Source organism: Nitrospirillum bahiense (genome assembly GCF_007828025.1).
Lineage (GTDB): Bacteria > Pseudomonadota > Alphaproteobacteria > Azospirillales > Azospirillaceae > Nitrospirillum > Nitrospirillum amazonense.
In genome coordinates, this window is the sequence record NZ_VITO01000001.1 from 389,668 (window position 1) to 403,482 (window position 13,815).

11 protein-coding genes are annotated in these 13,815 nt (G+C 65.9%); 9 read left to right on the forward strand and 2 right to left on the reverse strand.

Going from position 1 to position 13,815, the window contains the following annotated elements:
* Positions 1–25: 25 nt before the first annotated feature.
* Positions 26–487 carry a Dps family protein gene (locus FBZ88_RS01660; RefSeq protein WP_145615102.1) on the forward strand — a complete coding sequence of 154 codons (462 nt, stop codon included), beginning with the start codon at positions 26–28 and terminating at the stop codon, positions 485–487.
* Positions 488–662: 175 nt separating this feature from the next.
* Complete coding sequence (locus FBZ88_RS01665) at positions 663–1,730, forward strand: alpha/beta fold hydrolase (RefSeq protein ID WP_425465776.1); 1,068 nt, start codon at positions 663–665, stop codon at positions 1,728–1,730.
* Here FBZ88_RS01665 and FBZ88_RS01670 read toward each other — a convergent pair.
* Positions 1,720–2,616, reverse strand: coding sequence for a helix-turn-helix transcriptional regulator (locus FBZ88_RS01670; RefSeq protein WP_145615103.1), 897 nt, complete (start codon positions 2,614–2,616; stop codon positions 1,720–1,722). The genes FBZ88_RS01665 and FBZ88_RS01670 overlap by 11 nt on opposite strands.
* A gap of 122 nt (positions 2,617–2,738) precedes the next feature.
* Here FBZ88_RS01670 and FBZ88_RS01675 point away from each other — a divergent pair, with 122 nt between their 5' ends.
* The gene (locus FBZ88_RS01675) at positions 2,739–3,497 is read left to right on the forward strand and encodes an SDR family oxidoreductase (RefSeq protein WP_145615104.1); all 759 of its coding nucleotides are present in this window, start codon (positions 2,739–2,741) and stop codon (positions 3,495–3,497) included.
* 93 nt (positions 3,498–3,590) lie between these two features.
* Here FBZ88_RS01675 and FBZ88_RS01680 read toward each other — a convergent pair whose 3' ends face one another.
* Complete coding sequence (locus tag FBZ88_RS01680) at positions 3,591–4,817, reverse strand: glycosyl hydrolase family 28-related protein (RefSeq protein WP_145615105.1); 1,227 nt, start codon at positions 4,815–4,817, stop codon at positions 3,591–3,593.
* Between the two features lie 740 nt (positions 4,818–5,557).
* Here FBZ88_RS01680 and FBZ88_RS01685 point away from each other — a divergent pair.
* The 6 genes from FBZ88_RS01685 (at position 5,558) to FBZ88_RS01710 (ending at position 13,755) form a co-directional block, all read left to right on the forward strand.
* Complete coding sequence (locus FBZ88_RS01685) at positions 5,558–6,085, forward strand: hypothetical protein (RefSeq protein ID WP_145615106.1); 528 nt, start codon at positions 5,558–5,560, stop codon at positions 6,083–6,085.
* Positions 6,021–6,905 carry a response regulator transcription factor gene (locus tag FBZ88_RS01690; protein ID WP_145615107.1) on the forward strand — a complete coding sequence of 295 codons (885 nt, stop codon included), beginning with the start codon at positions 6,021–6,023 and terminating at the stop codon, positions 6,903–6,905. Before FBZ88_RS01685 ends, FBZ88_RS01690 begins: the two co-directional genes overlap by 65 nt.
* Complete coding sequence (locus FBZ88_RS01695; protein WP_186464143.1) at positions 6,850–8,376, forward strand: sensor histidine kinase; 1,527 nt, start codon at positions 6,850–6,852, stop codon at positions 8,374–8,376. The genes FBZ88_RS01690 and FBZ88_RS01695 overlap by 56 nt, the downstream gene beginning before the upstream one ends.
* Before the next feature lie 147 nt (positions 8,377–8,523).
* On the forward strand, positions 8,524–10,524 hold the full coding sequence (locus tag FBZ88_RS01700; protein ID WP_145615109.1) for a sulfatase-like hydrolase/transferase: 2,001 nt from the start codon (positions 8,524–8,526) through the stop codon (positions 10,522–10,524).
* A 263-nt stretch (positions 10,525–10,787) separates the two neighbouring features.
* A complete protein-coding gene (locus FBZ88_RS01705) occupies positions 10,788–12,251 on the forward strand; it encodes a mannose-1-phosphate guanylyltransferase/mannose-6-phosphate isomerase (RefSeq protein ID WP_145615110.1) in 1,464 nt (487 codons plus the stop codon).
* Between the two features lie 187 nt (positions 12,252–12,438).
* Entirely contained in the window at positions 12,439–13,755 is a 1,317-nt protein-coding gene (locus FBZ88_RS01710) for an outer membrane beta-barrel protein (RefSeq protein ID WP_186464144.1), read from the forward strand.
* The last annotated feature ends 60 nt before the right edge of the window (positions 13,756–13,815 follow it).

The following is a 13,815-nucleotide window of genomic DNA, read 5'->3' on the forward strand; positions in this document are numbered from 1 at the left end:
CGATCCACGACGGGAGTTCCGACCCATGAGCACCAAGCCGAATTTCCAAGGCGTCCCGGGCGCGCTGACGCCGCTGCTGGCCGACATGTTCGCCCTGTACCTGAAGACCAAGAATTTCCACTGGCACATCTCCGGCCCGCACTTCCGCGAATACCATCTGCTGCTGGACGCGCAGGCGGCGGAGATTTTCGCCACCACCGACGCCATCGCCGAGCGCGTGCGCAAGGTGGGCGGCACCACCCTGAAGTCCATCGGGCAGATCGCCAAGCTGCAGCGCATCAAGGACAACGACGCCGAAAAGGTGGGCGCCCTGGACATGCTGCGGGAACTGCACGAGGACAACGTCACCCTGGCCGGCATCCTGCGCGAGGCGCACGAGGTCTGCGATGAGGCGGGCGACGTCGCTTCCGCCAGCCTTCTGGAAAACTGGATCGATGAGGCGGAAGAACGCGCCTGGTTCCTGAACCAGACCATCGCCACGGACTGATGCCCTTGTTCCGGCCCGCTTTTCTTTCGGCCGGTTCATCATTTCAGCGCACAAACCGCCAAATCGCGTTCAACCCTGCAAGTCATCGGCCCCCGGTCGCCCCTACCTTGGGCGCCGCCGGGGGCCGGGTTCCGGTTCCGGACACACCCCGGACACACCAAGGAACAGCAGGGTCATGACTCTGAACAACGACACCCCCCAATCCCCAGCCGGCGACGGCCATCCGGCCGCCCCAACCTTGGGCGTCGCCGGGGGCGGGCCAGACGCCGCCCGCCGCGCCGTGCTGATGGGCGGCGGCGCCATCGCCGCCCTCGCCATGCTGCCCACAGGCGCCGCGACGGCCCTCGCCGCCCCCACCGAAACCGCTTCCCCCGCCACCGGCCCGCACGCGGCCGACAAAGGAACCCATGCCATGAGCTTCATCACCACCAAGGACGGCGTCCAGATTTTCTACAAGGACTGGGGCCCCAAGACGGCGCAGCCGATCGTCTTCCATCACGGCTGGCCGTTGAGCGCCGATGATTGGGACAACCAGATGATGTTCTTCCTGGCCCATGGCTATCGCGTCATCGCCCATGATCGCCGCGGCCACGGCCGGTCCACCCAGACCGACACCGGCAACGAGATGGACACCTACGCGGCCGACGTCATCGCTCTGGCTGCGGCGCTGGACCTGAAGAATGCCGTCCATATTGGTCATTCCACCGGCGGCGGCGAAGTGGCGCGCTATGTCGCCCGGGCCGAAAAGGGCCGCGTGGCCAAGGCCGTGCTGATCGGCGCCGTCCCGCCCATCATGGTGAAGTCCGACAAGAACCCGGGTGGCCTGCCCATGGAGGTGTTCGATGGCTTCCGCACCCAGCTGGTGGCCAACCGCGCCCAGTTCTACCGCGACATTCCGGCGGGCCCCTTCTATGGCTTCAACCGCCCCGGCGCCAAGGTGTCGGAAGGCGTGATCGACAACTGGTGGCGCCAGGGCATGATCGGCGGCATCAAGGCCCATTACGATTGCATCAAGGCGTTTTCGGAAACCGACTTCACCGAGGACCTGAAGAAGATCGACGTGCCGGTGCTGATCATGCATGGCGATGACGACCAGATCGTGCCTATCGCGGACTCCGCGCATCTCGCCATCAAGCTGGTGAAGAACGGCACCCTGAAGGTCTACAAGGGCCTGCCGCACGGCATGGCCACCACCCACGCCGACACCATCAACCCCGACCTGCTGGCGTTCGTTAAGGGCTGACCAGCCTTGTGACGGGCTCGGGAAGGGGGGCGCGGCCCATACCGTGTCCCCCTTCACCTGTGCCGCCGTCCGCCGCCGGGCGCAGCAGATAGACCATCAGCGACGCCCCGGGCATGGACGGCAGCAACAGGGGCACGAAGTCGTATTCCTGCCGGCCCCGCACCGGATGGTTCACCCATTTGCGCCCCGCGCACAGGGCCCGCACCTCCTGCCCCGGCCACACCCGGCGGAAGGTGTCGCTGGCTACCAGTAGGTCGTCGATCAAGGTCCGGAATCGCGGGTCGTTGGCATGGGCAGCACTCTGTCCCCGAAAGATGGAGGCCAGCGCGCGGGCGGTGGCGTTCCAGTCCGACCGTTCCTCCGGCGTGGGCGAGCGCGTGAAGTAGCGCCACAGCATGTTGCGCCCATAGGCCGGCGCCTCGGCGTCGAAGCGGAACAGGTCCGCCGCCCCCTGGTTCCAGGCCAGCACGTCCCAACGCGCATCCACGATGTAGGCCGGATCCGGTTCCAGGCGGCGCAACAGCGCCAGCGACTGCGCGTCCACCCCTTCGCCCGTGCCCTCCAGCCGGGCCGGGGGACGGCGGCCGGCCAGGGTAAACAGATGGTCCCGCTCCACCGCCGTCAGGCGCAGGGCGCGTGCCAGGTTGGCCAGTACCTGATCGGATGGGCGCACGTCCCGTCCCTGCTCCAGCGCCGTATACCAGGCGGTGCCGATGTCGGCCAATTGCGCCACCTCCTCCCGCCGCAAGCCGGGGGTGCGCCGCCGCCGGCCTGCGGGCAGGCCCACCGAGCCCGGATCCAGATGCCGGCGCCGGTCACGCAGGAAAGCGGCGAACGCCAGGTTGCCGCCGTTGGCGGAGACGCCGGCTGGTAAGGGGCTGTCCATAGCCTGATAGTCCCAATAGTAGGATAACTGGATTCTTCTTATACGATACAGGGAACGTCATTCTTTGGTCCAGACCGGGGGCGCATAGGCGCCGCGGGCCCATTCCTGTCTGGAGAATGATCATGACAAGTCCCCTCCCCACTGATTCGCGCGTGGCCCTCATCACCGGCGCCAACAAGGGCATCGGGCTGGAGATCGCCCGGGGCCTGGGGCGCCAGGGGGTCACCGTGTTGCTGGGTTGCCGCAACGAGGCGCTAGGCCGCGATGCCGCCGGACAACTGACGCAGGAAGGCCTGCACGCCCACGCCCTGACCCTGGACGTGACCGACCTTGGCTCCGCCCTGGACGCAGCGGCGCGCATCCAGCAGCGCTTCGGCCGGCTGGACATCCTGGTCAACAATGCGGGCATCGCCGCGCGGGAGGAGGCTGACGCCGCGCGCGAAGGCAAACCCCTGGTGGATGTGGAGGTGATGCGCCGCATCTATGAAACCAATGTCTTCGGTGCCGTCGCCGTGACCCAGGCCATGCTGCCGCTGCTGCGCCAGGCGCCCGCCGGCCGCATCGTCAATGTTTCCAGCGGCCTGGGCTCCCTGACTAATATGAGCGATCCTCGGCATCCCTACGCCGGGCTGGCCGTCCCGGCCTATGCGTCGTCCAAGGCGGCGTTGAACGGCGTCACGGCGCAGTTGGCCAAGGCGCTGAAGGACACGCCCATCAAGGTGAACAGCGCCTGCCCCGGCCACTGCGCCACCGACCTCAACCGCCACAGCGGGCCGCGGACGCCGGCGCAAGGGGCGGCGACGCCCATCCGCCTGGCCCTGCTGCCAGTCGATGGCCCGACCGGTGGCTTCTTCAACGACGAAGGCGCCTTGCCCTGGTGACACCTCGCCCTGATGACAGGGTGGCCCGCCAATGGCCCGGTGGGCGACGAATCCCGCCGGGCCTTGGGCTTAACCGGAATTTGGCTATGCGCGTCAGCCGGAAGTCACCGTGGCCTTGAGATTCAGTGCGCCGACGGGTGACGAGCCATAGCAATTCTCGGCCGCCCAGGTACAACCGGTGCCGCTGACCATATCGAAGCCCCCGCCCGACTGGCGCATGAGCACATGGCCGGCGGCGTTGCCGTTCACTTGCGTCAGCCGCGACTTGCCTGTGGTGGCCATCGCTCCACCCGACGATTGGTCGCAATTGTCCAGCACCGTCAGGTTGCTGAACCAGCCGCGCACCATGTAGGTGGCGCCGCCGCCCTCGTTATAACCGGTGCAGTTGCGCAAGCGCATCTGCACCAGGCCGTAGACATGAGCGCCGTTGGGGTCGCCCGGCGACAGCGATCGGCAGTTGTTCTCGAAGCCCACCTGCTCGATGGCAGCACCGCTGGAGGTGCCGTTGTTGTAGTAGAAGCCATAGCTGCCATTGTCGCGGCAATAACCGCCGAAGATGCGGACGTCGGTGGTGCCGCCGTATGTCGAATCAAAGTTGGTGGCCATCATTCCGCACTTGGTGTTCTGGGCAAAGAAGCAGCCCACCACGGTGATGGCGGAGCAAACGCCGCCCTTGGACTGGGCGAAGACGGCGCCGTTCTGTTTGCAGTCCTGGAAAAAGCAGCCGACCAGCAGGGATTCGAAGACGTTACCCTCGAACAGCAGGCCGTTCAGGCCCGCGCCCTCGATGCACAACCCGTCCAGCGTGACGTTGTAGAAGAAATAGGAACTGCCGTAGGCGATGATGCGCAACCCGTTGCCATCCTTGCCGCTGCCCAGGATCTTCATGGCGCCCAGGATGCGGAAGTAGCGGACGGTGTTGACCGCCTGCAGGCTCATGATGTCGGTGCCGTTGGTGATGGACGACACCAGCGTGGCGCCCTGCGCCTGCAGCCCCCAAGGCCTGCCGGCATCCTGGGTGGACACGAAGGAAATGGTCTTGGCGATGGCGTAGGTGCCGGCCGGCACAATGACCATCAGGCCCTTGGTGGCCGCCGCCGCCAGGGCCTTGGAGAAGGCGGCGCTGTCGTCGGTGACGCCATCGCCAACGGCGCCATAGTCATAAATGGTGGGGGTGGCCTTGGCCGTGGCGGTCTGCGCCACTTGGACGGCCCCTTCGGCCTCATCGGAGGCCGGTGCCGCGCCCGCGCGCGCGGCGGCCACCGCAGACAGGCCGAAGGGCAGCGCGGCACCGGCCGCGATCAAATGTCGGCGATCCATGATTTACCTCGCTGAAGAACAACATGTCCCGCCGCTGCCCCTGTTGAAGCCTGAATTTCCTGGCCCTTCCGGAAGTTCCAGCTTAAGGAGCGCTAAACCTATGGGGGAATAGGGTGGCAGGTCTCTTTCGGCGGTGCCGTATCAGAATTCACCGACATGCACAGTCTCGCAAGACCAAAACGGCACAAAAAGAAGCAGCATCCGACATACCTCGGAAAGCAAATATCCCGCCATTTTATACCGATTTCACGCACCACTGGAGACATAGGCAGGTTTTAGTCATATGCCGCACTGCAATAGACATATGCCACCCGCGCCATGTGACGAAACTGTGTTCACCGAATGCCCAATGGCGGCCACACGCCACTGCAAGGCATTGTTCCCCTGCTTGCAAACAGCACCAATCCGTTCGATAGATTGCCTTTATGTTAAATTGTATGTAATCACCACTTGCTCTATCGGTATCGACCTGACCTAGCAGTTCCGTCCAACCAGTAGCCTTTCGGTAAGAAAACAAGCGACCGGCCCCACGCCACGGTGATGCCATGATCCCGTGCCAGTAACGGGGACGGACGACTTCTTAACCATAAAAAAGGCGGCGGCCCCAGCCTACCGGGGACCACGCCTTCGAAGGCAGGCTCCCCGGGAGGGACCACCCCATAGATGCGCGTGACCGGCCCCTTGGCTTCACAGCCGGAGGGCGGGCTGACGGAGGTCGTCCCTTATGGAGGTTTTTTGTGGTGTGCGCAAAACTTTGGCATCGGGCAGGCCTGGTAGGGCTGACGCTGCTGTCGGGCTGCACCGCCTGGTTGCCGCCGTGGGAGCAGGCGAAGCCCGCCCCCCAGAAGATCGCGGTCACCCGGCCGGCCCCAACCCGTGCCAAGGCCCCGGCGGCCCCCGCCACCGGGACGGGTGACACCGCCCGCGTGGCGGCCGCCCGCCGCACCGCTCCCTCCCCCACCCCGTCCCAGACGACACCGGCGGCCGCCAGCGCCGCCGCCATGGCGTCGTCCGACATCGACCTGGTGGGTATGGACGAATCCCAGTTACAGGCCCTGATGGGTCCCCCTTCCTCGCAGCAGGACTTGTCCCCGGGGAAGGAATGGCTTTACCGCCACGGGACTTGCACCGTCGACCTGACACTGTACCCCGACATCAAGACGCAGGCTTACCGCGTCCTAAGCTATGAGGTGACAAGTGACAATGACACCGGCGACCGCAAACGCTACTGCCTGGCCGACCTCCGGTCCGTGGCTCAAGCCAAATGACGTCCTGCCGGCCATGCCGGCCCGCGTGGTCCTTGTCGATGATGACGAGGCGTTTCGCGAGGCGGCCACGGGCGAACTGGAGGACCTGGGCTTCACCGTCACCGGCTTCGCCGACGCGAAGTCGCTGATCAACTACCTGACCAGCGCCGACGGCTCAGGCCTGGATGACGGCGCCGCCGACATCCTGGTCATCGACTGGTGCCTGGAGCGGACGCTGGGCATCGATCTGCTGCCCGACCTGCGGCGACGCGGCTGCCGCATCCCGGTCATCTTCCTGACCGGCATGTCCATGCCCGCCAACGAGACGCTGGCCCTGGACCGCGGGGCCGTCGATTTCATCGACAAGACCCGCGGCATGTCTGTCCTGGCCCGCCGCATCCGCCTGATCCTGCAACCGCCCGCGGCGGCAACCCCTACCCCTACGGCTAGGTCGGGGGATGAGATCGTATGCGGCAAGCTTACCCTTAAGCCTAAGGTCAACCGAGCCTTTTGGCAGGGTCGCGACGTGATGCTTACGGTTACCGAATTTAGTATCGTCGAGTTCATGGTGGCCAATTTGGGCGAGCACGTCACCTACCGGGCCATCTACGACCGCGTGCACTGGAGCGGGTTCGTCGCCGGCAGCGGCGAGGATGGCTTCCGGACCAACGTGCGCTCGTCGATCAAGCGGATCCGGAGCAAGTTCAATGCTATCGATCGTGGCTTTGCGGAAATTGAGAATTTCGCGGCCTTCGGCTACCGATGGCGTGACCCGGGAACCGTCGATGCTGCGGCGTCTGAGGTGGACCGCCCGCAGGATATCCGGATCACTCACGGTTAGACTGGGCTTCCTGCTCGTCATCTTCGCCGCCCTTCCCTTCATCCTCTACGGCCAGTTCGAGACGGCGGACCGCAAGGAAAGGGAGATTGTCACCAAGAACCTGCGGTACAGCAGCTGGCTTATCGCCCAGGCCTTGAAGCCGCTGCTGAACCGCGAAAGCGGCCCGCCCACCGCGTCCTTGAACGAGGAGCTGGCCAAATACGGCGGTGACGGCACCAACCTGAAACTGATGTTCCAGCCCAAGGGTGGAGCCGCCGGCCAGGACGGCGGCTTCTACTTTTTGGCCTCGGCGCCCAAGGTGGACGCGGCCGACCTGGGCGCCATCCTGGACAACCTTCAACGCCATGGCATCGTCTCGCAGGTGGCGGAAAGCTGCACCTGGGACAAGCCGGTCGACATCCGCTACACCCAGCCCACGGGGCATGAGGAGATACTGACCTCCGTCGTGCCCATCCAGAGCCGTTGGGGCTGTTGGGTCCTGGTCTCTTCCCACGTCACATCGGAACTGCTGGCCACCGCCATCGGCCGCCCCTACTGGCAGACACCACAGGTGCGGCTGTCGTTGATGCTGTACCTGGCCGTGGCCGTCATCGCCCTGCTGACCGCCCTGTCCGTGCGCCGGCACATCCGCCATTTCCGCCACGTCGCCCGCGAAATCCGGCAGGGCCGGGTGGCGGGCAACACCTTCGCCAGCCGCAACGCCATCCCGGAACTGGACAGCGTGGCCCGCGACTTCGACGGCCTGGTGCACGACCTGCACCATGTGGCCGGCGTCATTCGCCAGACGGCGGAGGACAACGCCCATTCCTTCAAGGGGCCGGTCGCCACCATCCAAGCCTGCCTGGAGCCGCTGAAGCGCCTGATCCCGGCGGAGCACGCCCGGGGCAAGCGCGCCGCCGAATTGATCGAACTGTCGCTGGACCGGCTGAAGGCGCTGATCTCCGCCTCGCAATGCCTGGATAACACCATGGCGGACATGATCGAATCCCCGCGCGAGGCGGTGGACCTGACCCAGATCGTGGCCGACATCCTGAAAAGCTACCGCGAGGTGCTGGTGGCGCGGCAGATCCGCCTTAGCCGCCAGTTGCCCCCCGACGTGCTGGTCCGCGCCGGCAAGGTCGCCCTGGCCGTGGTGGTGGAGAACATCCTGGATAACGCCGTCAGCTTCACCCCCGACGCGGGCGCCATCGCCGTGCGCCTGCAGGAGGAGGACGGCGTCATCAACCTCACCATCGAGGACAGCGGCCCCGGCATCGACCCGGACAAGATCGACAACATCTTCGATCGCTATTTCTCCCTGCGCCCGCCCGACCACGCCCGCCGCGACGCCAAGGCGGGATCGCCCGGCCATGCCGGCCTGGGCCTGTGGATCGTGAAGCGCAATGTCGAGGCGCTGGGCGGCACGGTCACCGCCACCAACCGCATCGGTGGCGGCCTGAAGGTCCACATCGTCCTGCCGTCGGTGACCTGAAATCGCCCATCACAACTCTTGAGGGAAAATTCTTGGAGCAGCAGCCGCGCGCCTTTATAGTGCACCGCGCCGCCTCAGCTCTCTTTAGTTGCAATCTCGTGACAACCACGCTTCAGGCGGCGTCCGACACGGGAGGGACGTATCGCCATGAGCACGAGCCCCAATATCCTGCTGGTCACCACCGACCAGTATCGCTTTCCCCGCTTCTCTTACGGTCCCGAGGGCGGCTTCGCCGAAGCGCTGAAGCAGATCCTGGGCTTCCAGGGCACCGTGGATGCCCACAATCCCTACGCCGCCTTCTTCCCCGGCCTGTTGCGCCTGCGCCATAACGCGGTCGTGCTGCGCAACCACACCATTGCCGCCAGCGCCTGCACCCCCAGCCGCGCCACGATCTATACCGGCCAATACGGCACCCGCACCGGCGTGACGCAAACCGACGGCCTGTTCAAGAACGGTGACGCCGCCAACTTCCCCTGGCTGGCGCCGGATGGCATCCCCACCCTGGGCAGCTGGATGCGGGCCGCCGGCTACAGCACCCATTATTTCGGCAAGTGGCACGTCAGCAACCCGCCGGACCATAGCCTGCAGGCCTATGGCTTCGATGACTGGGAAGAATCCTACCCCGAGCCGCACGGCGCTTCGCCCAACAACCTGGGCCTGTACCGCGATATCGGTTTCGCCGACAGCGTCTGCACCTTCCTGCGGCGCAAGGCCCTGGGCCTGGACTATGACCGCGCCGCCGCCGTCAAGAGCGACAAGGCGCCGGGGCTGGCGGCGCCGGACGCGTCCAAGGCGCGCCCGTGGTTCGCCGTCGCGTCCTTCGCCAACCCCCATGACATCGCGACCTACCCGGCGGTGATCGCCCAGGCCCTGCCGTCCGACACCGGCACGCCCGTCACCCTGCCCAATGGCCTGACCGTGGGCGCCACCCAGTCGGTCTTCGGCCCCCTGACGGTGCCCCTGCAGGGCGACCGTACGCCCCCACCCACCGGCGGCACCCTGCAGGCCGCCTTGAATCCCCTGGGTTTCCCGCAAGCCTGCGCCCACAATCCGCCCACCCTGGATGAGGATTTGTCGGCCAAGCCGTCCTGCCAGTATGACTATGCTTACAAGATGGGCCTGGCGCTCTCGGCCAAGGTGGGCACCGGCGCGGGCGGCGCCGCGCCGGCCGACAAGATGGATGCGGCCGTGGCGGTCACACTGAAAAGCTGCATCCCCTTCCAGCTGGCCGACAACCCCTCGACCTCGGCCCGGGATTTCATCCAGCTGTACGCCTATCTGCACGCCGTGGTGGACGCGCAGATCGACCGCGTGCTGCGCACGCTGGAGGAATCGGGCCTGGCGGAAAACACCATCGTCGTCTTCCTGGCCGACCACGGGGAATATGCCGCCGCCCACGGCATGATGATCGAGAAGTGGCACACCGCCTATCAGGAGGCGCTGCACGTTCCCGTGGTGGTGCAGTTTCCGCCGTCCACGTACCGCGTGCCGGGCGGCCTGCGGCAATTGGACCAGGTGACCAGCCACATCGACATCCTGCCCACCATCCTGGGCCTGGCCGGGGCGGACCAGGATGAGGCCGCCCGGCAGCTGGCGGCGGCCCGCGGGCCCCTCCCACCCCTGCCGGGCGCCGACCTCGCCCCCTTGATCCGCGGGGAAACCGATGTGGTGACGGAGCCCGACGGCCTGCCGCGCCGGGGCGTGCTGTTCATCACCGACGATGAGATCACCAAGCCGCTGCCGCCCATCGGCGACCCGCATGAGACGGCCTCCTACGCGCAGTTCGCCGTGTTCGACGCCACGGTGGCCGCCGTGCGCGAAGGGTCGCATGGCAAAGGTCCCGTGCCCGGCCTGACACCCGGGCCGGTGCGACAGCCCAACCATGTCCGCTGCGTGCGCACCCCGGACTTCAAGCTGTCCCGCTATCACGACCCGGATGGGCGCGTGCCCCAGGAATGGGAGATGTACGACCTGCGGCACGACCCGAACGAGACCGTCAACCTGGTGCAGGTGCGGGCGTCGCCCCCCACCGCGCGCCATGACCTACCCGGCTGGGCCACCCGTGCCGCCGTTCAGGCGGAGGCTGACAGCCTGGCCGAGCTGCTCGCCCGGCTGGAAACGCGGGACCTGCCGCCTCTAGCGCCCTGATCCCCCACAGCCTCGCCCATAACGTGCAACGCCGCCCCGAACCGGGCGGCGTTGCCGCATCCGCGCCAGCGTGACGCACCCGCCCTTGAAAGCGGACACCACTGTCCTACCCTTCATGAGCGTAAAGGCGGACGCCCGATGCGCCTCGTGCTCCTGGTTCCCCTTGCGAATCCCCCGGCCACGGCTTGGTCACTGGCCCCGGTTCAGCCTGCCCCGTAGCGTCATCTGCAAAGGTTCCCACCCTGAAGCGGAGCGGTCATAAAATGCATGACGTGACGGAGCGCGTGTCCACCCGAGCCCTGCGGACCACGCAAATCCATCCGGTTCTTCTGTCCGGCGGCGCCGGCACCCGGCTGTGGCCCCTCTCCCGGGCGATCCATCCCAAGCAATTCCTGGCCCTGACCTCGGACCGGACCCTGTTGCAGGAGACGGCTGCGCGCAGCCTGGGCGACGCCGGCTTCGCCGACCCCGTCGTCATCTGCAACGAGGAACACCGGTTCATGATCCACGAGCAGTTGCACGGCATGGGGATCGAACCGCAGACCATCATCCTGGAGAGCGCGGCCCGCAACACGGCGCCCGCCATCGCCGCCGTCGCCCTGTGGCTGATGGACCGCGATCCCGACGCCCTGATGCTGGCCCAACCCTGTGACCATCTGATCGGCTCGCTACCCGACTTCTACTTGGCCGTGGCCAAGGGCGTGCCGGCGGCGCAGGCCGGCCATCTGGTCACCTTCGGTGTCGTGCCCGACAAGCCGGAAACCGGCTACGGCTACATCCGCACCGGCACCCCGCTGGCTGGGGTGGACGGCGTGCGCGCCGTCGAGCATTTCGCCGAGAAGCCCAACGCGGAAACGGCGGAGCGCTATCTCGCCAGCGGCAACTATCTGTGGAACAGCGGCATCTTCCTGATGTCGGCCCGCCAGTACATCGCCGAGCTGGAGCGCCTGCAGCCGGACATGGTGACCGCCGTGCGCGAAGCCATTTCCGCCGGCAAGGAGGACAATGGCTTCTTCCGCCTGGATGAGGCTTGCTTCACCGCCGCCGCGTCCCTGTCCATCGACCACGCGGTCATGGAGCATACCGACAAGGCCGCCGTCATCCCGGTGGAAATGGCCTGGTGCGACGTCGGGTCCTGGCGATCCCTGTGGGATGTCAGCCACAAGGACGATGCCGGCAATGTCGAGCAGGGCGACGTCATCCTGCAGGACGTGAAGAACAGCTACGTCCACTCCGACGGCCGCCTGGTGGCCGCCATTGGTGTGGAGGATCTGGTGATTGTCGCCACGGACGACGCCGTGCTGATCGCCGACGCCGCCCACGCCAAGAACGTGGGCAAGGTGGTGGAGCAGCTGCGCCGCCGCAACCGTTCGGAGGAAACCCACCACACCACGGTCTACCGGCCGTGGGGCTATTATCGTGCCGTGGACATCGGCTATCGCTTCCAAGTCAAGCGCATCATGGTGAAGCCGGGTGCGCGCCTCAGCCTGCAGAAGCACCACCACCGCGCGGAACATTGGATCGTCGTCCAGGGCACCGCGCTGGTGCAGCGCGACGGCGAAAACCGCCTGGTGCGGGAGAACGAGTCCGTTCATATCCCCATCGGCATGGAGCACCGCCTGGAGAACCCCGGCAAACTGCCCCTGCACCTGATTGAAGTGCAATCTGGCGCCTATCTGGGCGAAGACGACATCGTGCGTCTGTCCGATACCTACGGCCGCGCGTGAGCGCGGCCCCATTTCCCGGGACCCAACCTGGGAGAGGGAGCCAATTGACGCGGAAACGGGCGGGGAACGGGGGGCAACCCGTTTTTAAACCAAGACGCGGTCCCGTGAGGGCAACGCGCCAAGCCCGAGGTCAAATCCGATGCCTGAATACCATCGACGCCATGCCATCCCGTCGTTTGGGAGGGTGATGTACGATCGCCCTCTCGCCCGGCTTCACCCGGCCGCGGAAACGACGGAGGCCGGCGGCCTGAAACGGCGCCTGCTGCTGGCCGCGGCCGGGCTGGCGCTGACCGGCGGCCTGGCCGCCGTCCCGGCCAACGCCCAGACGGAAACGTCGCCGGACGACACGGTGGCCACCCGGCAGCACCCCGAATTCGATCCACCGGGCATCCGGATGGGCGGCTTCATCCTCTATCCCAGCGTCACGCTGGACGAGGTCTTCGACAGCAACATTTATGCGACGCAGGGGCACGACACCAGCGACCTGATCACGGTGCTGCAGCCCAAGCTGGAGCTGAAGTCCAACTGGAACGTGCACCAGCTGAACCTGCACGCCAGTGGCGACATCGACTGGTACGCCCAGCACAGCCGCGAGAATTACGCCAACTACGACATCGGGGCGGACGGCCGGCTGGAGGTCTACCACGATGCGTGGATATCCGGCGGCGCCGACTACAGCCTGTGGCACCTGCCCCGCACCTCGCCCAACAACATCGTCGGCCAGGCCGACCCGACCGAATACAACCAGGCCTCGGCCAATGTGGTCGGGCACAAGGAATTCGGCAACCTGTTCGTCGAGCTGGGTGACAGCTACAACCGCTACGACTTCACCAACGCCCAGACCTTCGATGGCCGGGCCATCATGTGGGAACGCCAGAACCATGATGAGAACGAGGTCAGCGTCCGCACCGGCTACACCATCCAGGGCCTGTATGAGCTGTATGTAAAGGGCGCCTACAACACGCGCAATTATGACAGCACGTCGGACATGAGCGGGTTCAACCGCAATTCCAACGGCTACACCGTCCTGGTCGGCGGCAAGTACAACCTGACGGGCATCACCTCCATCGACCTGTTCGCCGGATACCGGTCACAGGACTATGACGACGTTCGCCTGGGCACCTTCTCCGCGCCCACGGGCGGCGCCAAGATCACCTGGAACGTGACGCCGCTGACGACCGTGACCGGCGAGATCACCCGCGACATCGATGAGACCATCGTCGTGGGGGCGGCCGGCTATTTCGCCACCAAGGAAACCGTAGCGGCCGATCACGAATTGCTGCGTAACCTCATCCTTCACCTGCAGCTAAGCCATGAGGCCGATGATTTTCAAAATATAGGCCGAACAGATGATGTCTACGGCGTAGGTCTTGGCGCGAAATACATGATGAACCAAATGACCGCCATCAACGTCCGCTACAACTACCAAATCCGATCGTCTAATGGCGCCGGAATCGGGTACGCCGACCACAACATTTTGGTTGGCTTAACCCTTCATCTGTAAGGGAATACTGGCTGTATCCATCGTGATCACAGCGCAGGTGGGGGCGGCCCCCGTTTGATC